Annotated in this window: 21 protein-coding genes; 6 read left to right on the forward strand and 15 right to left on the reverse strand. The window is 60.8% G+C overall.

Annotation, left to right across the window (positions count from 1 at the left end; translation table 11 throughout):
- Positions 1-304, forward strand: a 304-nt coding sequence (locus BUB54_RS10380) for a transposase (protein ID WP_139284873.1), incomplete at its 5' end; no start/stop codon positions are given.
- A 191-nt stretch (positions 305-495) separates the two neighbouring features.
- On the opposite strand, the gene vapC is transcribed toward BUB54_RS10380, so the two are convergent.
- The 15 genes from vapC to BUB54_RS10460 all read right to left on the reverse strand — a co-directional run bounded on the left by vapC (position 496) and on the right by BUB54_RS10460 (position 16,025).
- On the reverse strand, positions 496-897 hold the full coding sequence (gene vapC / locus BUB54_RS10390; protein ID WP_026440725.1) for a tRNA(fMet)-specific endonuclease VapC: 402 nt from the start codon (positions 895-897) through the stop codon (positions 496-498).
- On the reverse strand, positions 897-1,121 hold the full coding sequence (vapB, locus tag BUB54_RS10395) for a type II toxin-antitoxin system VapB family antitoxin (protein ID WP_048880604.1): 225 nt from the start codon (positions 1,119-1,121) through the stop codon (positions 897-899). The genes vapC and vapB overlap by 1 nt, the downstream gene beginning before the upstream one ends.
- A gap of 135 nt (positions 1,122-1,256) precedes the next feature.
- Positions 1,257-3,017, reverse strand: coding sequence for a DUF2786 domain-containing protein (locus BUB54_RS19945; protein ID WP_082075817.1), 1,761 nt, complete (start codon positions 3,015-3,017; stop codon positions 1,257-1,259).
- Between the two features lie 259 nt (positions 3,018-3,276).
- Positions 3,277-4,830: an ISL3 family transposase gene (locus tag BUB54_RS10405; protein WP_073211553.1), complete on the reverse strand. Its 1,554-nt coding sequence runs from the start codon at positions 4,828-4,830 to the stop codon at positions 3,277-3,279.
- 169 nt (positions 4,831-4,999) lie between these two features.
- The gene (locus tag BUB54_RS10410; protein WP_048880597.1) at positions 5,000-5,275 is read right to left on the reverse strand and encodes a type II toxin-antitoxin system RelE/ParE family toxin; all 276 of its coding nucleotides are present in this window, start codon (positions 5,273-5,275) and stop codon (positions 5,000-5,002) included.
- A complete protein-coding gene (locus tag BUB54_RS10415; protein WP_073211556.1) occupies positions 5,272-5,559 on the reverse strand; it encodes a CopG family ribbon-helix-helix protein in 288 nt (95 codons plus the stop codon). Before BUB54_RS10415 ends, BUB54_RS10410 begins: the two co-directional genes overlap by 4 nt.
- A gap of 134 nt (positions 5,560-5,693) precedes the next feature.
- Positions 5,694-8,060, reverse strand: a complete 2,367-nt coding sequence (locus BUB54_RS10420) for a TOTE conflict system archaeo-eukaryotic primase domain-containing protein (RefSeq protein WP_048880645.1) — start codon at positions 8,058-8,060, stop codon at positions 5,694-5,696.
- 107 nt (positions 8,061-8,167) lie between these two features.
- Positions 8,168-8,581 (reverse strand): putative toxin-antitoxin system toxin component, PIN family, encoded by a 414-nt coding sequence (locus tag BUB54_RS10425; RefSeq protein WP_048880646.1) that lies wholly within the window; start codon positions 8,579-8,581, stop codon positions 8,168-8,170.
- A 3-nt stretch (positions 8,582-8,584) separates the two neighbouring features.
- The gene (locus BUB54_RS10430) at positions 8,585-8,851 is read right to left on the reverse strand and encodes a ribbon-helix-helix domain-containing protein (RefSeq protein ID WP_048880647.1); all 267 of its coding nucleotides are present in this window, start codon (positions 8,849-8,851) and stop codon (positions 8,585-8,587) included.
- Positions 8,852-9,217: 366 nt separating this feature from the next.
- Positions 9,218-9,493, reverse strand: a complete 276-nt coding sequence (locus tag BUB54_RS10435; protein WP_048880648.1) for a type II toxin-antitoxin system RelE/ParE family toxin — start codon at positions 9,491-9,493, stop codon at positions 9,218-9,220.
- Complete coding sequence (locus tag BUB54_RS10440; RefSeq protein ID WP_073211559.1) at positions 9,490-9,777, reverse strand: CopG family ribbon-helix-helix protein; 288 nt, start codon at positions 9,775-9,777, stop codon at positions 9,490-9,492. The genes BUB54_RS10435 and BUB54_RS10440 overlap by 4 nt, the downstream gene beginning before the upstream one ends.
- A 125-nt stretch (positions 9,778-9,902) precedes the next feature.
- Entirely contained in the window at positions 9,903-10,307 is a 405-nt protein-coding gene (locus tag BUB54_RS10445; protein ID WP_048880377.1) for a type II toxin-antitoxin system VapC family toxin, read from the reverse strand.
- The gene (locus BUB54_RS10450) at positions 10,307-10,540 is read right to left on the reverse strand and encodes an antitoxin (protein WP_048880376.1); all 234 of its coding nucleotides are present in this window, start codon (positions 10,538-10,540) and stop codon (positions 10,307-10,309) included. Before BUB54_RS10450 ends, BUB54_RS10445 begins: the two co-directional genes overlap by 1 nt.
- 60 nt (positions 10,541-10,600) lie before the next feature.
- Positions 10,601-14,854 carry an AAA domain-containing protein gene (locus tag BUB54_RS10455; protein WP_241869471.1) on the reverse strand — a complete coding sequence of 1,418 codons (4,254 nt, stop codon included), beginning with the start codon at positions 14,852-14,854 and terminating at the stop codon, positions 10,601-10,603.
- Between the two features lie 97 nt (positions 14,855-14,951).
- Complete coding sequence (locus tag BUB54_RS10460; protein WP_048880375.1) at positions 14,952-16,025, reverse strand: DUF4011 domain-containing protein; 1,074 nt, start codon at positions 16,023-16,025, stop codon at positions 14,952-14,954.
- 104 nt (positions 16,026-16,129) lie between these two features.
- On the opposite strand from BUB54_RS10460, the gene BUB54_RS10465 reads away from it, so the two are divergent.
- From BUB54_RS10465 to BUB54_RS10485, 5 genes are all read left to right on the forward strand, one after another.
- Positions 16,130-16,429, forward strand: coding sequence for a type II toxin-antitoxin system ParD family antitoxin (locus BUB54_RS10465; protein WP_048880374.1), 300 nt, complete (start codon positions 16,130-16,132; stop codon positions 16,427-16,429).
- On the forward strand, positions 16,426-16,731 hold the full coding sequence (locus BUB54_RS10470) for a type II toxin-antitoxin system RelE/ParE family toxin (protein ID WP_048880373.1): 306 nt from the start codon (positions 16,426-16,428) through the stop codon (positions 16,729-16,731). Before BUB54_RS10465 ends, BUB54_RS10470 begins: the two co-directional genes overlap by 4 nt.
- Before the next feature lie 215 nt (positions 16,732-16,946).
- A complete protein-coding gene (locus tag BUB54_RS10475) occupies positions 16,947-18,488 on the forward strand; it encodes a type I restriction-modification system subunit M (protein WP_048880372.1) in 1,542 nt (513 codons plus the stop codon).
- Positions 18,488-19,705, forward strand: coding sequence for a restriction endonuclease subunit S (locus BUB54_RS10480; RefSeq protein WP_048880371.1), 1,218 nt, complete (start codon positions 18,488-18,490; stop codon positions 19,703-19,705). The genes BUB54_RS10475 and BUB54_RS10480 overlap by 1 nt, the downstream gene beginning before the upstream one ends.
- A 2-nt stretch (positions 19,706-19,707) precedes the next feature.
- The gene (locus tag BUB54_RS10485; protein WP_048880370.1) at positions 19,708-23,076 is read left to right on the forward strand and encodes a DEAD/DEAH box helicase family protein; all 3,369 of its coding nucleotides are present in this window, start codon (positions 19,708-19,710) and stop codon (positions 23,074-23,076) included.
- Positions 23,077-23,090: the final 14 nt, after the last annotated feature.

Consider the following 23,090-nt stretch of genomic DNA (forward strand, 5'->3'; position numbering starts at 1 on the left):
CGCTGAACCGCTGATCAACACAACCAAGGTGCCCAAGAAATTCCTCGCCGACAAAGCTTATGACAGCGCCGAATTACGCAAGGTACTGAAAAAGCGCGGCACAAAGCCGGTTATTCCAAATAAGTGCAACCGCAAGAAGCCCTTCAGCTTCAGCAAAAAAGCCTACAGGGATCGACACCTCATCGAAAATGCCTTCTGTCGCCTGAAAGACTTCAGACGTATCGCAACACGTTACGACCGGCTCGAAGTCAATTTCGCCGCATCAATATACCTGGTTGCCGCCATCGTCTGGTGGATTTTATGAGTCTGGACCCTAATAATAAACTGAAAAATATGAATAATTTTTAGAATTTTTCGTTTGTGTGATAATATATGTGATAGATTTAGCGAAGTCATTACGGTAAATCGTGAAAAAAGTGCTAATCGCACTCATCATAGGCGAAATGGTTTCAGCACGCCCCCTGAACAACTGCCCAACACAGCCGGAACTGGTGCTCATACCAACCAATCCTCGCATCTCAACCCCTGAACTCGTTGGAACTCGCCCAAATTACCCGTGACAACAACCAAGCCCCGGCTGCGGGCATGCCCGGCGATCATAAGGTCATACGGGCCGATCACGCAGCCCCGCATCTCAAGTTCAGCCCTGATTTCGGCGGTGTGCGCCGCCGCATCACTGTCAAACGGCAGAACCGTCAGTCGCCCGGAAAAATGCTCCACATCGCGGCGAATGCGGGGCGGGTCGTTCGATCGCTCGGCCCCGTACAGCAATTCATAGAGCACCACATCAGAGAGACAAAGTGCCTCGGCATTCGCATTGAACCTCGCCCGCAAGCCCTGCGGCCGGTCGCGCAGCACACGGATGCAAAGATTAGTGTCCAGCAGATAGCGCAGCATCAGAAGCGCTCACGTTCCTGCATCGCCGGCTGCTCGCGCCCGTTCAGGTCAATCCCCGGCGCGTCAAAGAAATCATCCCAGGCCGTACCAGCAGGCGCGATGATCCGACGCGGGCCATCAGGGACTATGACCACTTCGCGCACCTCATCAGCAAAGGCCAAGGCCTTGGGCAGCCGCACTGCTTGTGAGCGGTTGGAGAGGAACAGGGATGTGCGCGCCAGCATGAGAAAACTCCTGAGTATATCCCGTCAGGATATACTCAGACTCTGACTTCAATTCAACAATATTCATGGGCGTGAATGCTCAGCGCGCTTGGCGTCAGACCTTCAATCACGCAGCAGCCGGCGTGATGTCCGAACTTACGCCGTCGCGGCAATCCCCGGGGCATATTCAAATCGCTGTCCGGCCGCTTCGCCCGCCGCGAACGCATCGCTAAGAACCAGCTTGCCGCGGCCGAGTGCACGGGAACTGAGGCTAAGGCCCAGTTTATCCATCTCCTGCTCCACCATCGCCGCCTTGGCCGGCACCAGATCACGGCCCGAGCCACCGCGCATGGTGGCCTCGCGCGTGGCGCGGATAGCATGGAGCTTGCCGGAAATGCCCCGCGCCAAGCCGGTCTGGAACGAGTTTGTCGCGGCTCGCCGTTCACCGGCCATCTCGAAATAAATATCGCTGGCGCGGAACGCGTTGGTCTCTGTCTCAAACGCACGCTCAACCATCTCGTAGAGATACCGTGCCGCCGTCACATCACCACGCAGGCCGAAGAAGATATAGCGTAACGGCGCAGCCTCGGCGCGCTCCGCCCAGACGCGGCAGTCAAAAAAATTCGCAATTGCTGGGATGCATTCATCAATCGGTGCGATGCGGCGGCGGTTGGTCTGGATACCAATGCCCTCGCAAGACTGTGCCCTAAATTCAAGTTCACCGAGTGACAGACCGTAGCGGTCCAATAACTCGGCCACCTTTTCCGCCGCTGCCAGCGCTTCATGTTCCGTGCAACCTTGCGCCACGGTTTTGGCGCGCAACGCCTGGATGCGCTGCACCAGCCGTTCCAACTCGGGGTCTTCCGCCACGCGCCCACCTGTCAGTTTTGCCCGCAACGTCTCAAAAAGCGTGCGCACCCGCTGCGGCCAGCCTTGTTTGGCAACGACATCGGCAAGCCCGGAGGCAATCAAAGCCAGGGTAAGCCCGCCAACGCCATGGCGCTCTCGGTGCTGCGCCACCTCCAACTGCACCAAAAGCAAACGCTCAATGGCCGCGGCAACATCATCCCTGCCGCCATCGCGGGACAGTACGGCGGCGGCCAATGTATCGAGTATATTCGCCAGACTGGCCGTTTGCCGCGTGCGCTGAAGCAAATTCGCGTCCGGTGCCCGCGCGTCCAGCGCCAGCCACGCCATGGCGAGGTCTTCCAACTCGCTTTGCTCTTCTTCAAACAGCCCCACGCCGCCAGCCTCGCCCATCGGCCGATTCAGGCCCGGGACATCCAGCGTGCCATGGCGGACCACATGGGCATAAACCGCCTCCGCCCAGCGCACATTGGCGCTTGCAGCCGAGGCACCTGCCGCCGGATGGCCGGCCGCCACCGCCAGGGCAGCAACATCGAGCGGCGTTGCCGCACCCGCCAGGCAACCAACTCCGCCGGGCAGCGTCACCACGCGGCCGAATAGGGTCGTACCGTCCAGCAGGGGCAAAAGCTCCGCATCCGCCAGACGCAACACCTCACCCGTGACAACATCCCGCACTCTGATCCCGGCACCGTCAGCGCCTTGCTCCAGACGCAGCAAGCGGAATCGCGCCCGGCAAAGGGCCGCCACCGCCTCCCTCTCCGCCACCGGGGCATTCCCCCAACTCCTGGCAAGGCGATCAAACGCGGTTGCGCCACTGGCGGAAGGCTGCGAGAGCAACAAATCGGACGAAAGCAGCACGGCGTCCGCCATCATGGCGAGCATCCGCTCCTCGGACATATCCTGCACATCCCGCTCGCGCTGGGGCAACCATTTGCGGACGATGCCATCGCCACGCTCGCGCGCCACAAATTTCGCCGCCGCCTCAATCAGGCCGTCAATCAGGTGACAAACCTCCTCGGAGGACGATGTGGCAGTAGCGGCACGCGACATTGGCAACTCCTCTGTTGACCGCTTTTGTATAGCAAGCAGACCGCGAGTCGCACATGAGCCGCCCGGGACCAAAGGCCAACCTGACGCTTGGCCAGGTTGGCCTGGCTTGGAGCGATCCCGTGGAAGCACGTGACCGGTTGGCACTGGATATTTTGTAAGCTTTGTGCTACAAAAATATACTTAATAGTCGCGCAAAGACATCAAAATTGTCGATTTCCGCTGAGGTCTGGCTCTGACTCACATTTGCTGCTGGCGATGCTCATGCGCCGACTACGCGCGCCTGAAGCAGGTCAAGTTTCGGGCGCCCATACATCTGTCGCTTGATAAGTTTGAGGCGCGTGAGTTGCCCCTCAGTCTGTCCGTTCGACCATGGCGAGACGATCGCGTTTCTGACAGCCGTCTGGTCCTTTTCGACGCCACTGGCGAATGACCCGATGAGGCTGCCTTTGGCAATCGCCAGCCAGTCAACGAGCTTTGCCGCTGATCTTGAGCGGATCATGGATTGGAAGTCCCCAATCGCTTTGCGCGCCGCGACCAATTCAGGGACGCTTGCCTCGATGGCTGCCACCAGGATCGCTTCGGATTTAACAAGCCCATCCCGTGCCGAGGTCATCAGGCGGGCAATGACCTTGGCTGAGGGCGTGCGTGCAAATCCACTTTGATTGGCCTTTTCAGCGAGGCGCCGGCGCTGTGCCCATTGCGAGACGACACCGCTCTGGCCGACAAAGCCTTCCGCGCGCATCTCACGCCAGAGCGCCAGAGCATTGCGGGCACCGCTTTCCCATCTGTTGTTTAACCACGGCAACCAGCTGTCCAGAGAGCTTGGCCGGGTGCGGAAAACGTCCAGTCGCTGTCCGCGCAAACCGTTGCGAACGAGCTTTCTGCTATGACCTGTTTGCCGGACAATCTGCCTGATGGACGTCCCGTTGTTCGCCAGCTTCAAGATCGCTTCGTTTGTTTCCTGCCGTCGCCGGTAGCCTTCGTATTGCAGCTTCTCAGCATAGGTCAGAAGCTTGGGATCGATGTCATTGCCGCCAACCGACTGCCTGATCTGCCGCATGGACTTGTTGACGGCGTCCAGAAAAGCTCGGCTCGAATTCTCCATAAGATGCCAACGATCGGCAACCTGCTGGGCTTCAGGCCGCCCTTTTGCAATTGCCTCGCCATATCCGCCGCCCCGGTCACGGGCAACGATCGATATCGACGGGCGGTTAGCAAGCCAGGCTCGAGACGTTTCCAGCGTTCGGTCCGGCAATAGGGTAACAGGCTTCCGGCGCTCCAGATCGCAAATGATCGTCCCATAGCTCTGGCCTCGCCGGAAAGCGAAATCGTCAATGCCTATGACACGAAGCTCATCAGTCTGATCAACCGCACGCCGGCGCACCACGCGCAGCAAGGTGTCCTTGCTAACCGGCATCATGAGCCGAGTGGCGAAAGCCGCCCCAGGTCTGCCACCCAACGCCAGCCCGAGATGATGGACAATTGTTTCAAGCCGCTGAGTGCGTCGAGCATAGCAAGACAGAACGCCATGATCGAACTGCTCGCAGAAGATACGCCGCCGGCAAATAGCCGTGTCACACCAGAACCGGCGCGCCCTGATCGCAAGAAAGGCGCGGCGGCCACCCAGAGGAAGATCCAATGGTCGGCGGATATATCTGCTCTGAACACGGTAACTCCGCCGCCCGCAATCGGGGCAAGTCCCAGAACCATGCCGTGAGCGCAGCAGGATTTCGACACCTTCGCCGACATTCTGTACTGAGACAACAATGAAGCCTTCTGGTGCGAGGTTTGCGCGTTGAAATCGACCGTGCATGGCAGATACTCCCAATGACGCGGTCAAACGATAACACCTAAACAGCAGCAAAAATGAGTCAGAGCCCCTTATTGACCCCAATCCGCCGCTCTTCGCCGTCCCACGTCCGAGAGGATTGTGAGGGGAAGCTGGTGGGAAGATGCGGTGCGAACCGCGTGCTTCCCGCTGGTCAGGGCCAGCGCTGGGCCGCGTGCAGCACGCGCAGAATGGCGACGGCGTTCGTGGCGACCTGATAGATCAGGATGTAATTCTGGTGCGCCACGAGCTCGCGCGTGCTGGCGACGCGGCCAATGCGGCCCTGGCTTGGGTGGTCAACCAGACGTGCCGCCTTTTCAGCCAGGAGCTCGTCCAGCGCCAGCGCGGCGATCGGATTGTCCGCCTCGATATGATCGTAGATGATGTCGCGGTCCTGGATGGCTTCTGGCGTCCAGTACAGCGCCCTCATTCGCCGGTTTCAAGTTTGCGGCGCGTGGCGGCGCGGCGTGCGGCGAAGCGCGCTTCGACATCGGCGGCGGGGACCAGACGGCCAGCGCTGGCCGACTCCAAGCCAAGTTGGACCTGCTCGCGGAACCACGTATCGTGGTCAGCGGCGTGAAGCTGCTGCTGCACGTAATCGCGCATGAAATCACGCAGCAGCTGGGCGCCGGAGCGGTCTCGCATCTTGGCCGCTTTGGAGAATTCGTTTTTCAGGGCCTCGTCGACCCGGAAGGTGAAGGTTGCTTCGCTCATCGTGCCCCCACGCCCATGTATTACAAGAGGTGTACAACGTAGCACGCCCGAAGCGGGTTGCCAATGAGGTTCAAGCTACGCGAGGGCGTGTAGATTACGCCCTTGGGGAGCGTGCAACTTGGCGCGTTCTCGTCTCACCCCTGATCCTCAATCTCGGTCGCCATTCGATACCCCATCGCCCGATAGCCACGCCGCCGCTTGTCCCACATCCGCAGAAGCGCAGGATGTCCGGTGTCGACGAAATCAATGATGCGGACATCGACCTTGTGCGCATGCTCCCGGTGCAGACGGCCCGCATATTGCTGCAACGTTCCAGTCCAGGAGATCGGCATGGCCAGCACCAGGGTGTCGAGAGGCGGATGGTCGAATCCTTCTCCCACCAGCTTGCCTGTGGCCAGCAGCACGCGCGGCGCATCAGGCGGCAAGGCATCGAGCGCTGCGATCAGCGCCGCACGCTGCTTCCTGGACATGCGGCCATGCAGCACGAATGGATCGGAGACAACGCCCGTCACTGCTGCCCGGATGGCGTCGAGATGCTCGGTGCGTTCGGTCAACACCAGCACCTTGCGCCCCTGCCGAAACGCATCGTGCACTTCGGCCGCGATGGCCTCAGTGCGGGCCTGGTCAGTGGCGAGATGCCGGAATACGTCTTGGATTCCAGCGTCGGAGGGCAGGTCAATCCGCGAGAAACGCGACCTCGGTATCATTGCCATGTCGTGAGGTGCGCCAGCAGGTTTCGCCGCCTTGTGCCGGATCGGCCCACACTGCATGAAGATGATCGGCTGCTGACCATCGCGGCGAATTGGCGTTGCCGTCAGGCCAAGCACATACTTCGCCTTCGCGCGTTTCAGAATGGCATCGAAAGAAACCGCACCCACATGGTGGCACTCGTCCACGATGACCTGACCGTAACCCTCGACCAACGGGTTGACCTCACCGCGCCGTGACAGCGATTGCATCACGGCGATGTCGATCTTGCCCGTGGGCTTGGCCTTGCCGCCGCCAATGATGCCGACCGTCTCTTTGCCGACGCCCAGAAACGCTTGCAGGCGCTCCTGCCACTGTTTGAGCAGCTCGGTGCGGTGCACCAGTACCAGTGTGCTAACAGCACGGCGCGCGATGATCGCCGCGGCCGTAACCGTCTTGCCGAAGGCTGTCGGCGCGCACAGCACACCTGCCTCGTGATTCAGCATGGCCGAAGCGGCTGTCTCCTGGTCGGGACGCAGGGTGCCCACGAAGGCGATGTCGGTCGGGTCACCATCCACGCGCTCGTCATGCAATTCGTACGCTATGTCATTCTCACGCAGAAGGACGAGTGCGGCCTCAAGACAGCCGCGCGGCAAAGCAATATGCCGCGGATAGTTCTCGGCGCTGCCAATGACGCGAGGCTTGTCCCAGACAGACATCCTCATCGCCTGGGCTTTGTAGAATTCAGGGTTCTGGAAGGCCGCGAGCCGGATCAGGCGATTGGCCAAAGCTTGCGGCAGTTGGTCCTTCTCGAAATAGACCAGATTGGCCAATGTCACGGTCAGTGACGTTGGCATGGGCCCGGCCAATTTTTTCTGGGGCGCCGCGCTTTCACGCCGCCATGGGGTAGCCAAATCCTCGTCGTCGATGAAGGTGACATCCAGCGGATGAACGCCGCCCGTGGCGCGCAGGATGGTGGGCTCGATATCCTCGACCGGCATCGGCGCAATGGCAGCCAGGAATGCCCATTGATCGGGGTACGGCTGGAGGTTGGTATCGACGAACACACTTCCGCCCTTCTCACGGGGCTTCTTCTGCAGCGGCAATGCGATCAAATTGCCGAAGCCACCCTTGGGCATCGTATCCTGGTTGGGGAAAAGCCGGTCATAGGAGGTCAGCTTCAGTTGCCGCGTGCGCGAGCAGGTATGGCTGATGATGGCCGTGCCAAGACGGCGGGCATCCCGCGCCGGTACGCGATTAGCGAAAAAAATCCAAACATGCGCGCCGTTGCCGGACCGCGAAACTTCCAGAACAGACGGGACGCCGAGCTCGCTGCAAGATTGCATGAAAGCGCGCGCATCATCCCGCCATTCGGCTTCGTCGAAATCTGCTGCCAGAAAATAACAGGTATCATCTTCCAATAGGGGATACAGACCGATCGTATGCTGGCCAGCCAAGTGGTCATAAATTACAGTGTCGGACAGCGGACTCAGTAAGCGGTTGGTGCAATCACCACATTTGATGCGCGGCTTTTCGCAAATTCCGGGCCGCCATTCATTGGCGCAGGCTGGGGCGTAGCCGGATCTTCCGGAATTCTTGCTTTCCCAGCGGATGGGGTAGACGTCGGTGCGACCGCGGAAAAGGCGACGGAACAGAGCGACCTTCTCCTCCGTGGAAAGGTGCGACGATTCCGGTTCTCCTACCGTTGGGGCAGATGGAGGTGGCTGCCGCCAAGCGACGCCATGAGCTTCAAGCAGCGCGATCAGGCGAGCGTTCTCTGCCTGCAGCGCTGCTAGTGTGTCCGGTTGGTCCATAGGTCAACTCGCTGACGAGCAAGGGGTACGGCCCATCACAATGCCAGTATCTAGCCCAGTTCGGGGTGAGGCAAGATGAAACTCCTGCCAGCAATTAGACCACCCCATCACCGCCGATGCAGGGCCAGGAAATCGCGCACGGTCACGATCTTCGTGCCTTCGTACAGCCGCAGGGCCAGCAGATCGCGTTTGTCACCCGTCACCAGAAAATCGGCCGCGCCCGCCGCGGCAATCGCCAGCAGGTAATCGTCGTTCGGATCAGGGGAGACGGAGATGACCGGGCGGTCATTGACCACCACCGCAAGGTCGCGCAGCTCGTTGATAAGGCGCCCAGCCAGCGCCGGGGCCAGCCGTTCGCGGATTTTCGGATAGCGTGTCACGCGCCTCAATTCGTCGAGTTGACCGGCGGAGGTCAGAAGATCGAACCGCCCTTGGCGCCAGAGCACGATCAGATGGGCCGGTAGCGACGTGCCCGCGAGCAATGCGCTGATGAGCACGTTGGTGTCGATGACAAGACGCACGGGTCAGCCGGCGCTTTTCGCAGATGTCTCCTCACGTGCTGCCGCGACGGCTTCTTCGAGCAAGTCGTCCAGCTCGCCCGGTTCCAGATCAGAGAACTTATCCCGCGCCTCGGCCATGGTCTGCTCCAGAACCCGCCATTTGACGGCGTCCTCGATGAATTTGGACAAATCCCCCTTCTTCATCCCCCGCTGGGCAAGGAAGCTGCGGACCGAGATATCGGTATCCTTCGACACAGATACCGTCCACCGGGTCGTGGTGTCGTTGGGCATGGCTGACTCCTGACAATAGGCGCTTATACGCTTATCTACATACCATGCTTTCACTCTATGTGCAAAAAAGACGCAACCTGCGGTGAATAGGGCCTCGGCCGGCTCTTTCCATAATTGCGGATTCTCACACGAAGGCGGCACTCCTGACCCTCAGATTCGTAGTAGGTTCGAAACGAAATTCCGAGGTCCCTTGCTCGCCTCTGCGGGCCGCGCATGACCCCGCTTGGCCATGCCGGCGGTCATGTTGGATGCGGGCGGCACCCCCTGCATGCCCTGAACCGCCGCTCCTCACCGTCGTCCGCCCGAGGGGATTGTGAGGGGAAGCTGGTGGGAAGATGCGGTGTGAACCGCATGCTTCCAGCTTGGTCAGGGCCAACGCTGGGCAGCGTGCAGCACGCGCAGAATGACGACGGCGTCCGTGGTGACCTGATAGACCAGGATGTAATTCTGGTGCGCCACGAGCTCGCGCGTACCGGCGACGCGGCCAATGCGGCCCTGGCTTGGATGGTCAATCAGACGCGCCGCCTTTTCAGCCAGGAGTTCGTCCAGAGCCAGCGCGGCGATCGGATTGTCCGCTTCGATGTGATCGTAGATGATGTCGCGGTCTTGGATGGCCTCGGTCGTCCAGTACAGCGTCCTCATTCGCCGGTTTCAAGCTTGCGGCGCGTGGCGGCGCGGCGTGCGGCGAAGCGCGCTTCGACATCGGCGGAGGGGACCAGACGGCCGGCATTGGCCGCGTCCAAGCCAAGTTGGACCTGCTCGCGGAACCACGTATCGTGGTCGGCGGCGTTAAGCTGCTGCTGCACGTAATCGCGCATGAAATCACGCAGCAACTGGGCGCCGGAGCGGTCCCGCATCTTGGCCGCCTTGGAGAATTCGTTTTTCAGAGCCTCGTCGACCCGGAAGGTGAAGGTTGCTTCGCTCATCGTGCCACCACCATGTGTTACAAGAGATGTGCATTGTAGCACAATGGGTCCCGAGTTGCCAGTGGTTTGAGCTACGCAAGGGGGTAACCTCTTGCCCGGCGTGAAATGCCAAGCCTCCGCCGTGCCTACGATCCCCGCAGCCAGTTCTCGCACGCGAGCCCGTCGACCCGGCCGAACTCCCGCTCATTGTCCGTCACTACGGTGCAGCCCAGCGCCTTGGCCTGGGCCGCGATCAGCAGGTCGTTGCCGCCGATGGGCGTGCCGGCCAGCTCCAGCTGCGCCCGGATGGCGCCGTAGGCCTCGTCTGCCGGTTGCTCGAATGGCGCCACGTCCAGCACGGACAGCACCGTTTCGAGCTGCTGCGCCAGCCGCGCGGAGCCGCGCTTGGCGGCGCCGAAGCGCAGCTCCGCCGCGACAATGATGCTGGTGCAGACTTCGGCTTCCCCAACGCGCCTGATCTGCTCGGCGACGCGCCCTTGCGGATGCCGGATGAGGTCGGAGAGGATGTTGGTGTCCAGCAAGTAGCGCATCAGAGCGCCACGTCGTCCGGCGGCAGATCCTCGATCGGCGCGAAATCCTCGTCCAGGGCGGGGAGGGTGGCCAGCAGAGCCAGCAGCGACCTGGGTGCCACCGGCTCGATGATCAGCCGGTTGCCCTCCTTGTGCATGACGGCGTCCTCGCCCGGCAGCTCGAACTCCCGGGGGATGCGCACGGCCTGATTCCGGCCGTTCTTGAAGAGTTTGACGTGGCGGGTGGGTTCCATGGTGCATAGCAGGCATATGTCGCGGCATATGTCAAGGGAGGCGTTTTCTTTAAAAGTCGACTAAGGCCGGATGGCACTGCCGCTTGGGAATGCATGGTGGAGGACTTCAGGATTTTCTTCCATCTCATCTTCGCCTTCGTCCTCGCCATCAGATTCGGTGAACGGTGAGCTGATGTCCTCGATTTCCGACTCTTGTCCTTGGGCAAGTACCTGAGCGTCACGCCGAGCCTGCTCCTCTACGCGGCGTGACAGAGACTCTCGCAAGGTCTGCTCAATGAAAGCGGACATCTTGGCCATCTCTCGGTTCTGGTCCCTGAACCAGTCCGTCGACCAAACACGGTAGATGGTCCAACCGAGGCTTTCGAGAATCTGCTGGCGTAGGCGATCACGGTCACGTGCTGACAGACTGGAGTGGTAGGCTGCTCCATCACACTCGATACCGACCAAGAAGCCGTATGGCCATTCGGGGTGGCGTACGCCAAGATCAATTCGGAAACCTGCCACGCCGACTTGCGCAACGACCTCGTAACCCTTCGCTTCCAAACGTTCCTTCACGAAGCGTTCGAAGTCGCTGTCACACTCTTGGTGAACTCCCACCGTACCGCTGTCTAGTCGGCCGGTCGCGGCGAACTGGAGATAGTCCTTAAGCAACCGCGTTCCACGGGGGGTGTCGACCCCAACTCGTATCTGATCGGGGCGCATGGAGGAGAACACTGTCACTCCATGCTTGGCTCGTGAAAAGAGTACGTTGAGACGGCGATCGCCGGCGCCACCTACAATGTCACCAAACCGTTGCATGAGATTACCCTGCTCGTCGGGGCCATAGACGGTTGAGATGAAAATGACGTCGCGCTCATCTCCTTGGACGTTCTCAAGATTCTTGACGAAGAAAGGCTCCAGGCCAGACGCCCATCGTGCTCGGTAGTACTCGGCCACCGTGTTGCGCACGAACAGACGGTCCATTTCGGCCAATATAAGGTCGCGCTGAGGTTGGTTGAGCGCAACGATGCCCAGGCTTTTGTCCGGATTCTTGGCCATGAAATCGACCGCCGCTTGGGCAACCACATTGACTTCGGGTACGTTGACGCTGGCGCGATATTGTCCTGAGACCGGTACGAACTTGACCCCGTACTGTGGATGACCCTCTTGGGGTGAAGGGAAGACAATGAGACGATCCCCATAAAAGTGGCGATTGGAGAACGCTATGAGCGAGCCGTGGCGGGAACGATAGTGCCACAGCAGCTCCCGTAGTGGTTGGAAAGCAGTGCTGGCCACATCCAGGATGCTCTCTGCGACAACCTTCTCGAACTCCTCCTCCCTATCCGACTGACCGTCTACACCCTGGCGGGCGAAGTGATTCGATGGCGGCAACTGCTGAGAATCACCAACAATGACGGCCTGCTTCGCACGGGCGAGCGTCGAGATGGCCTCTTCGGGGCGCATCTGCGAGGCCTCGTCGATGATCACAAGGTCGAAGGTTTGACCGGCCTTGAGAAATTGCGCCACAGAGGCAGGAGACATCATAGTGCAAGGCTTCAGAGCTCTGATTGCCCCCTGCGCCCGATCCAGGAGATCGCGTAGGGGAATATGCCTCTTTTTTTTCGCTATCTCGTTACGTACCAAACTCGCTTCCGTACACTCACCTTTCTTGGGTGATTGTATGCCTTGCGGGACAGGGGCAGCAGCCAGCGAACTGACCAGCTCAAGCCGACGCATGTCCATTATGCGCCTGTCAAGCTCTTGAAACCGGCGGCGAAGATCATCTAGCGAAAGCGCGGATGCTGATCCAAGTTCAGGGTATTGCTCCATGACTCGCCTGGCCAATGAGCGGTGGAGAATCCGATCATATGCATCGGCTGTTCTCTGGTAAGGCTCATTGGCCTCGTCATAGGCATCTAGCAGAGGCCCAAGGCCGTCGGCCCTTGCATCTGTGATGCCTCTCCGGAGCGTGACCCAGCGCATCAACTCGTCTCGTTCCTCACCAGCCCTACGCAGAAGGCCGACCACTTCTGAGGTAGGCTTGGCTGCGAATACGCCAACCTCGTGGTCTATAAGGTGCTCCTCTATCACGACCCCTAACATGGCAGAGAGCTCGGACGAGGCGTCCCTCGCTCGTTCTTTCAACTCGTTACCCACCTCGCGCAGGGTCTGCACCGTCTCAGAGGCGTTGAGCTGCGCCGCGATGGCTTGGCACACCGTATCGTCGGAGGCATGAGTATACAGAGCGTTCGCAGAACGAAGAGCGGCTTCGAGAGCGGCCGAGTCAGTCTCGCCGCCATGCCATGCTGTGCCAAGCAAGGCTGGCCCTTTGGACGTCACAAGGCGCGTATCGATCTCCTCGATGCGTGCCAGGATGGACATGACCCCTTCGGCCTGAGTAGGGGTAGCGTCGGCACGTACACCGCCGGCCGAGAAGGCATTGCACAATACGTCGGCCTCAAGCCCGAGGCGTTCCAGGGCGGAGCAGCGTTCTGCAAGATCCACGTCCAAATGCGTAGCATCGCTGGCGAGTTGACGTAGTTCGCCGAAGTGATCATCGGCAGCCATCGCCTTCAGGCCATCCAGGCTTTCAACGTCGCTGTGAAGTAAGAAACGACGGATGGCGGTCTCCGCATCCCCAAGGCCAGCAAAAACTGAACGGACATCGGTTGCAAAACGGTTGGCGGCTAAGAGCGAGCCGATGTCTGTCTCCAGCCCAACGAAACGATGCTGACAGATGGCGCGTAGAGCTTGATCGCCATCGAATGCTTGTCGAGCCTCGAGATGCTCAGCTATTTCGATGAGAAGTTCAGCTAGCCTCGCTTCCGTATACTTCTCGCTACCCTTGAGCATTGCCAAAGCAGTCTTCTTGGCTGTCTTGAACTCACCGCCAAATTTGCCGAGTGTACCTGTTGTTTTGAGTACACCCGCGTGACGACGCAGATCAATCACCGATAGGCTGGCGTCGAAAACGAATCTCTCCCGCAACTCTGCATCCTTGGCACGCAGGTGCGATAGACGCCCATGTGCCCGTTCAAGTGCAACATGCGACGTTTCTTCGACTACCGAGGGGATACGGCCAAGTAACACGTTGCGATCTGTACGGGCGATGAGATCGGTCGCCTGCACGGCAAGACGCAGCGTTCTAGGCGAAATCAGCCCCTGAATTCCCAAGGCATCGAAAAGGCTCTTAGCTAGCATGACTACGCTATTCAGGCGTGCCAGCTCACTGCGGGCCTGCACGGCCTTTTCGGCAATCTGGCTTAGGGTCATATCTGAAAGGCCCAGAACCTTCGCTCGGCTGGCTAGACTGGCAGCAGCCTCTCTGCTGAGGGTTGTGGTACTGGATACCAGCAGTTGGTCACGCTCGGCCAACGCTTCAGTACGTGCCAAAAGATCGGCGATGACGGCACGGACGGCCTCCTCGCAAGTCGGGTCCCTCAAGATGAGGCGCACCACATGGTCCTCTGCCATGGGTTCTGGCAACGGAAGAGAGGACAGTACCGCCCCAAATACCCTTAAGTCTGCAAGGGTTTCTGGGACTTGCAGTTTGAGGGCGCCGAGCAGTGTGGTGGCACGAGACAGAAGTTCAAGGGTCAATTTGGCGCGACCCACCGCATCGACAACCTCGGGCACGTCGAGAACTTGGAGGCTAGGACGCGTAACGAAAGACCAAGGGTGAGCATTGACACCACCGAACCGCTCGATCGTCTCAGAGACGATTTGCTCAATGGCCAGAAGGCGGTCGCGTCGGCGCTCGGCGTCAAATCTGGCTGTCACTATGGCGTCGGGCAAGAATACCCGGTCTAGCCCCTGGAAACGCGGAACGATGGCGCGTGTGCGCTGCTCCGCCCAGAGGATGTCGTGGATGGTCATCTTGCGCCAAATACCCCGGTCACACACTTCCAGGGCGCTGAAAGGCCGATTCATTGTCACGGCATGTTTGGTGAGGCGTTTACGCAGCGACTGCAATTCGTCCAGGGACGCCGTGATGGAGGAGACCGTTCTTGTGGCGGTGAGATTGAGACGACGTTCGAGGCCGGCCAGCACTTCCGACTTTTTGGCCTTGGTCGAATGTAGTTCAAAGCAGAATTCGCCGAGTCCGGCATCATCGAGACGCTTCTTCACCACGTCGAGGGCCGCGGTCTTTTCTGCAACAAATAGGACCTTCCGACGCTTCGCCAAGGCTGCTGCGATAACATTGGCGATCGTCTGTGATTTGCCCGTTCCGGGAGGACCTTTGATGACCAGATTCCGCCCGCGCATGACGTCGATGATAGCCTGGTGCTGAGACGAATCTGCATCACGAATAAGCAGAGGCACTTCAGCCTCCACCGCGGGGTCCTCGATGTCGTGGGTCTCGGCCGTGGGGTCGCCGGCCTCCTTGCGCCCGAATACTTCGCCTAATACGCCTGCCTTGGCCAACCCACCTTCACCCCCCCCAACGTTCAGGGGCAAGATCATTGAACATCACGAGGCGGGAGAAGGAAAATAGGCCCAGTGTGGAGAAACGACGAACACGCCAACGTGGCAGACCTTCGATTACTTTGGTCATCCGTGCCATGTAGGACTCAGCGGTGTCTCCTTCCTCAAGTGGAGGGACGATGAGGTTGTAATCCTGTGCCAAACGCTGGAGCAGGGTGATATTGATCATCGGTTCGGCATCACCGCGAAGGTAGTAGCGGTATTGCCCCTTTGCCTTCATCGGCTTGCGATCAAGCTCAACCGGGTAGAGCAAGAGGGGCGCAATCATCGACTTCTCCGCCTGGGGTGTTTCTACCCATTCGAGAAAGCCGATTGCCAGATGGAGCAAGTTGACCCCCATCTCCTGCTGCGCAGTACGGGTCTCGTCCAAGACACCAGCGAGCTTACCTTGCAGATTGTCGGGTAAGAGTAGGGTCTGGATTTCTTTGTCGGCGTCGTCACTTTCATCCTCATCGATCACGGGATGTGGTAGGTCGAAGGTCGGTTCAATGCCATTGAGGCGGGCCCAGTCGGCGATGGAAGCCAAACGGCCTCCTTTGGCAGGCGGCAGCCCCATTTCGGAACGTACACGATCACGGATTGTGCGGTCCAGTCGGAGGGACTTGTCAGAGGTGACGTCCTCTTCCTCTTGGCCGAGTGCAATCCATGCGGGATCCAAGCGGCGAGCCTCATCCAACGCCATCAGAAAGGCATCTGACCTCTCATCGGGTAATTCCCCTTCTGGCTCGGGCAAGGGGCGGAACGAGAGGCTCTTACCTGAGGTAAGGCATTCATGGAGAAAGTCTGGTTGCGCGTCGATGATACGGACTTGGGTTTTTGCCCGGTCAGAATGCGTGTAGTTAAGCAGCTTGTTGCTGTTGCGCAGGTCCAGGAGACGGATGCGCAAATCCGCGAGAAGCTGCCCAGTGAGACCCTCAAGCGACACGTCCTGTAGCTCCCCTCTCGAATATTTTGGAAGGTTAACCAAGGGTTGCAGGGACGACAAGATCGCTTCCCAAAACGGTGCGGAAAGACGCGACAAACCTCGGACTGGAGCGGGCGTTGTGCTGCCACGTGCCCATTTCAGGTTGACTGTCGCGCCAAAAAAGTATGAAATTATCATACCGAACTACAGGAGCCCCGACCATGGCCGGCCGAACGGCATCATCCATCGAGAAGCGCACCATCAGCCTGCCGGCGGAGCAGGCAAGCTATATCGATGCCCTGGTCGCCTCCGGCGGCTACGCGTCGGCGAGCGAGGTTGTCCGAGCCGGGTTACGCGCGCTGCAGGAGCGCGACGCGGCGGTGGAGCGCTGGCTGCGCGACGCGGTGGTCCCCGTCTATGACGCCATGCAGGCCGATCCCGGCCGGGGGCGGTCCGCCGCACAGGTGGCGGATCGCCTGCGCGCCCATCATGAACAGCGCCTGAAAAAAGACCGCGCGTGACGCGGGCCGTCATTTTCGCGCCGGAAGCCGAAGACGACCTTCTCCAACTCTACGACTTCATCGCCGATCGGTCCGGCCCTGACCATGCGTACGGCTACGCCGAGCGAATCAGGTCCTATTGCCTTGCCTTCGAGACCTTCCCGGAGCGCGGCATCCGCCGGGATGACCTGCGGCCAGGGTTGCGGCTTGTGAGGTTTGAGCAGCGCGTCACCATCGCCTTCCACCTCACCCCGGCCGCCGTCGTCATCGACCGAATCCTGTACGGCGGGCGCGATGCGGAAGGGCTGCTGGCGGATGAGTAGCGTCTACCCGCAACGTGATCAGGCGTTGCGGAGATTAACCGGGCTATTCTCCGCACAATCTGCGGCGAATAGCCCACGCGAACCAGGGAGCCGGCGATCCTGAGGCGCCCAGCTGGTGGCGAAGGCGCCTGTTGCGCCTCCGCCGCCCGGTTGCCATCCCCCACCCGATCGGCCAAAAATCGGGCCATAGACAGAGTGACGAAGAAGAGAGACGAATGCTGACAGGTGAGATCCGCAACCAGGTCGACCAGATTTGGAATAATTTCTGGACCGGCGGCATCTCCAACCCGCTCGAGGTCATCGAGCAATTCACCTACCTGCTCTTCATCCGCCGGCTGGATGAGGAGCACGCCCGCGAAGAGGCTATGGCCAACCGGCTGAAGAAGCCCATGGCGCGTCGCATCTTCCCCGAGGGCGTGGACGACAAGGGCTGCCCCTATGAGAGCATGCGCTGGTCGAAATTCCGCAACCTCGGCTCGCCCCAGGAGATGTACGAAGTGGTGGCGGAGCACGTCTTCCCCTTCCTGCGCACCCTGGGCGGCGACGGCTCCACCTACGCCCACCACATGCGCGACGCCCGCTTCACCATCCCCACGCCGGGCTTGCTGGTGAAGGTGGTGGAAGGCATCGACAAGGTGCCGATGGAGGACCGCGACACCAAGGGTGACCTCTACGAATACATGCTGGGCAAGATCGCCACCGCCGGCCAGAACGGGCAGTTCCGCACGCCGCGCCACATCATCCAGCTGATGGTCGAGCTGACGGCCCCCACACCGAAGGACGTGATCGTCGACCCTGCCTGCGGCACCGCCGGCTTCCTGGTGGCGGCGGGCGAATACATACGCCACCACCACCCCGAAGTGCTGCGCGACGACAAGCTGCGCGCGCATTTCCACCACGGCATGTTCCACGGCTTCGATTTCGACGGCACCATGCTGCGCATCGGCAGCATGAACATGATGCTCCACGGCGTGGACAATCCCGACATTCGCTACCGCGACAGCTTGGCCCAGGAGCATACCGAGGATGCGGAGCGTTACTCCCTGGTGCTGGCCAACCCGCCTTTCGCCGGCGCGCTGGATGCCGAGGCGGTGGCCAAGGACCTCACCGCCATCGTCAAAACACGCAAGACCGAGCTTCTCTTCCTCGCTCTCTTCCTGCGGCTGCTCAAACCCGGCGGACGTGCTGCGGTGATCGTGCCGGATGGTGTGCTGTTCGGCTCCTCCAAGGCGCATAAGGAGCTGCGCCGCATGCTGGTGGAGGAGCAGAAACTGGACGGGGTGGTCTCGCTGCCCTCGGGCACCTTCCGCCCCTATGCCGGCGTCTCCACCGCCATCCTGCTCTTCACCCGCACCGATTCCGGCGGCACGGATGGGGTGTGGTTCTACGACATGCAGGCGGACGGTTTTAGCCTGGACGACAAACGCCAGCCGCTGCTGCCGGAGCAAAAACTGGGCGTGGCGCCAGCGCAGAAATTGGACGAGGCCGAGCACGCGAAGAATAACCTGCCAGACGTGCTGGCCCGCTGGCGCGCGCGCGACGGGGCGGAGAAGAAACGCCCGCGCACGGCGCAGAGCTTTGTCGTGCCCAAGGCCGACATCGCGGCGGCGGGCTGGGATTTGTCCCTGAACCGGTACAAGGAGATCGTGCGCGAGGATGTGCAGCACCGCGCACCGAAGGAGATTTTGGCCGAGTTGATGAAGCTCGAAGACGACATCCGCGCGGGGATGCAGAAGCTCGAGGAGATGCTTAGCTGATGCTCCAGAAGGTCCACCCTTCGCCGACCATCCAGCATGTGCCGCTTGCCACGCTGGTACTGGACGTGACGACGCGAAACCCCGGCACAAAGCCAAACGAGACTTTCACATATGTCGATCTCAGTGCCGTCGATCAGGAGCGGAAAGCCATCGTGGGCGCGCGTGCTCTCGTAGGTAGCGAGGCACCGAGCCGCGCCAGACAAGTCATCTGCGCGGACGATGTTCTGGTGTCCACTGTGCGCCCGAACCTGAATGGGGTTGCGCTGGTTCCCGAGGATTACGACGGTGCGATTGCCTCGACCGGCTTTTGCGTGCTGCGCCCAAATAGAAAGCTTCTTGATCCAGTCTTTCTTTTTCAGTGGGTTCAATCTCCGGCTTTCGTCGCGGACATGATACGGAAAGCAACCGGTGCGAGTTATCCCGCCGTCTCTGACCGCATTGTCCAGGAATCCCTAATCCCACTCCCCCCACTCCCCGAGCAGCGCCGGATTGCGGCCATTCTCGACCAGGCTGATGCGCTGAGGGTGAAGCGGCGCGAGGCGTTGGCCATGCTCGACGAAATGGCCCAGGCCATTTTCGTGGAGATGTTTGGTGATCTTCGTGAAAATGCGCTGAAGTGGCCAATTTATCCAGTATCACATTACGTTTCTGAGTTTCAGGGTGGGAAAAGCCTTGAGGCGAATGGCGACGAAATATCCGCAAAGTATCGCGTCCTCAAGATAAGTGCGGTTACTGGAATGATGTTTCGTCCGACAGAATGCAAACCTCTGACGGACGATTACGAACCACCTTCAGAGCATTTTGTGCGCCCTGGTGACCTGCTGTTCAGCCGGGCCAATACAACAGAGCTTGTCGGTGCTGTCGCCTATGTTGAAGAGACGCCACCAAACCTTGTTTTGCCCGACAAGTTGTGGCGGTTTGTGTTCCGTAAACCGCTATCAGTAGACCCTTTGTTCATATGGGCATTATTCCAGACTCCTGCCGTGCGCGATGAAATTGAACGCCGGGCGACGGGAACGAGTGGTTCTATGAAAAATATCTCTCAGGGGAAGCTGCTGGCTCTGCCGACGATTCTACCTCCGCTAACAAAGCAGCGCGAATTCACCAAACGCCTGCGTGAGCTTCAATCGGTGAAGGTGCGGCAATCCTTTTTTGCCATTGAAGCGGATTCATTTTTTGCCTCCCTCCAACACCGCGCCTTCACAGGGACCCTGTAGCCATGTCGCAGTTCGGCTTTCTCCAACCAGAATGGCCGGACATTTTTGGTGCGGCCGCGCGCGCCGAGGCGCAGGCGCTGTCAGACCCGCGCGCCGCCGCCTTCTACGCCCGCCGCACTCTGGAGCTGGTGATGGCTTGGCTCTACAAGGCCGATGCGCGGTTGAATCTGCCCTACCAGGATAATCTCAACGCCCTCATCCACGAGCCGAGTTTCCGGACCGTGGCGGGTCAGGCGATCTTCGCCAAAGCCCGCTACCTCAAGGATGTCGGCAACAAGGCCGTGCACAGCGACAAGCCCTTCTCCGAAACGGAAGCGCGCACGGCCCTGGCGGAGCTGTTCCACCTCTGCTTCTGGCTCGCCCGCCATTACGCCCGCGGCCCCAAGCCGGCGGACAGCATGGCCTTCGACGCTTCAAAACTTCCCCGCCCGATGGCCCAGGTGGCCAAAATCACGCTGGACCAGTTGCGCCGCCGAGAGGCCGAGTTGCAGGAGCGCGACGAAAAACTCGCCACCCTGCTGGCGGACAAGGCGCATCTGGACGAAGAACTGGCCCGCCTGCGCGCCGAAGTCGCCGCCGCCCGCACCGCCAATATGGCCGTGCCTGACCATCACGATTATGGCGAAGCCGCCACCCGCGACAATTTCATCGACCTGCTGCTGCGCGAAGCCGGCTGGAACCCGAACGCGCCGAACGTGGCGGAGTATGAAGTCACCGGCATGCCCACCACCAGCCGCCAGGGCTTCGTGGATTACGTGCTCTGGGGCGATGACGGCAAGCCGCTGGCCCTGGTGGAAGCCAAGGCCACCCGCCACGCCGCCCTGAAAGGCCAGCAGCAGGCAAAACTTTATGCCGACTGCCTGGAGGCGATGACCGGCCAGCGCCCCATCATCTTCTGCTCCAACGGCTATGAGCATTGGATTTGGGATGACACCGCCTATCCGCCCCGCGAGGTGCAGGGTTTCTACAAGAAGGACGAGCTGGAGCTGCTGATCCAGCGCCGCACCACCCGCCGCCCCCTGGCCGAGGCCCAGCCGGACGAAGAGATCGCCGGCCGCTACTACCAGCAACGCGCCATCCGCCGCATCGCCGAAACTTTCGAGGATCACCACCAGCGCAAGGCCCTGGTGGTGATGGCCACGGGTGCGGGCAAGACCCGCACGGTCATCGCCCTGGCGGACATGCTGATGCGCGCCAACTGGGCCAAGCGCGTGCTCTTCCTGGCAGACCGCGTCTCCCTGGTAAACCAGGCCGTGCGCGCCTTCTCGAAAAACCTGCCCTCCTCGTCGCCGGTGAATCTGGTGACGGATAAGCACAGCGAGGGCCGCGTCTTCGTCTCCACCTACCCCACCATGATGAAGCTGATCGACGAGCAGGATGGCGCCGCCCGCCGCTTCGGCACCGGGCATTTCGACCTCGTGATCGTGGACGAGGCGCACCGCTCCATCTACCGCAAATACAGCGCCATCTTCGACTGGTTCGACAGCTTGCTGGTCGGCCTCACCGCCACGCCGAAGGACGAGATCGACCGCAACACCTACCGGCTCTTCGAGCTGGAGAACGGCGTGCCGACCGACGCCTACCCGCTGGAGCAGGCGGTGGCGGACAAGGTGCTGGTGCCGATGCAGGCCATCTCCGTGCCGCTGAAATACCCCCGCCAGGGCATACGCTACGCCGACCTCTCCGAGGAGGAGAAGGAAGATTGGGACGCGCTGGAATGGGACGAGGAAGACGGCCCGCCGGAGAGTGTGGACCCGCAGGCGGTGAATAAATGGCTCTTCAACGCCGACACGGTGGACAAGGTGCTCATGCACCTGATGACCCACGGCCAGCGCGTGGAGGGCGGGGACAGGCTGGGCAAGACCATCATCTTCGCCAAGAACCACAAGCATGCCGAATTCATCCAGGAACGTTTCGACGCCAATTACCCTCACCTCAAGGGCAGCTTCGCCCGGGTGATCGACTTCCAGATCGATTACGCGCAGAGCCTGATCGACAGTTTTTCCATCGCCTCCAAGGCGCCGCACATCGCCATCAGCGTGGACATGCTGGATACCGGCATCGACGTGCCCGAAGTGGTCAACCTCGTCTTCTTCAAGCTGGTGCGCTCCAAGACCAAATTCTGGCAGATGATCGGGCGCGGGACGCGGTTATGCCCGGACCTGTTCGGCCCGGGGCAGGACAAGAAATTCTTCTACGTCTTCGATTTCTGCCAGAATTTGGAATTTTTCAGCCAGCCCGAGGCGCAGGCGGAAGGCAACGTGGCGGACAGCCTCTCGGCCCGGCTGTTCAAGACGCGCCTGAAGCTGGTCGGCGCGCTGGATGAGGGAAGGGAAGAGGATGGCGCGCATGCCGGCCTGCGCGGCGATGTCGCCGCCCAGCTGCAGCGCGAGGTGGCGGCGATGAACCTCGACAATTTCATCGTGCGGCCGAAGCGCAAGCTGGTGGAGACTTACTCGAAGCCGGAGGCGTGGGAGCAGCTGGACGATGATGCCCGCCACGTGCTGGCCGAGGAAGTCGCCAACCTGCCCGCCGAGCTGGACCCGGAGCGGCTGGAAGCCAAGCAGTTCGACATGCTGGTGCTGAACCTGCAGCTCTGCGTGCTCAAGCGCCAGCCTGGCTTCGTGAAGCTGCGCAAGCAGGCGGAGGAGATTGCCGCAGCACTTGAGGCGCAGGCCAGCATCCCCATCATCCAGGCCGAGCTGGCGCTGATCCACGACATCCAGACCGATGCCTGGTGGCAGGACGTGACGGTGGAGATGCTGGAGCATGTGCGCCGGCACCTGCGCGGCCTCGTCCACCTGATCGAGAAGCGCAAGCGCGCGATCATCTACACGGATTTCGAGGACGAGCTCGGCGAGGGCGAGCTTGTGCCGTTCGAGCAATTCGGCCCGCCGGATTCCTTCGAGAAGTTCAAGGCGAAGGCGCGCTTCTTCCTGCGCCAGCACGAGGACCACATCGCTGTGCACAAGCTGCGCACCAACAACCAGCTCACCCAGACCGATCTGGACGAGTTGGAGCGCATGCTGCGCGAAAGCGGCACCGGCACCGCGGACGACATTGAGCAAGCGAAAGCCTCAGCCGCTGGGCTTGGGCTTTTCGTGCGCTCACTGGTAGGGCTGGACCGCGGTGCGGCCAAGGCGGCGTTCTCGGCTTTCATGGCCGGGCGCGCGCTGAGCGCCAACCAGATCGAATTCATCGACATGATCGTGGAGCAGCTGACCGAGAGCGGCGTGATGGACCCGGCGCGGCTGTATGAGTCGCCCTATACCGACCTCAACGATCAAGGGCTGGACGGGCTGTTCGGCGGCGAGGCGGCGGACGCGCTGCTGGCCGTGCTGGACGAGATCAAGCGCCGCGCGGCGGCGTAGGCCCGGCGCGGGAA

Source organism: Acidocella aminolytica 101 = DSM 11237 (assembly GCF_900129125.1).
GTDB classification, from domain to species: domain Bacteria; phylum Pseudomonadota; class Alphaproteobacteria; order Acetobacterales; family Acetobacteraceae; genus Acidocella; species Acidocella aminolytica.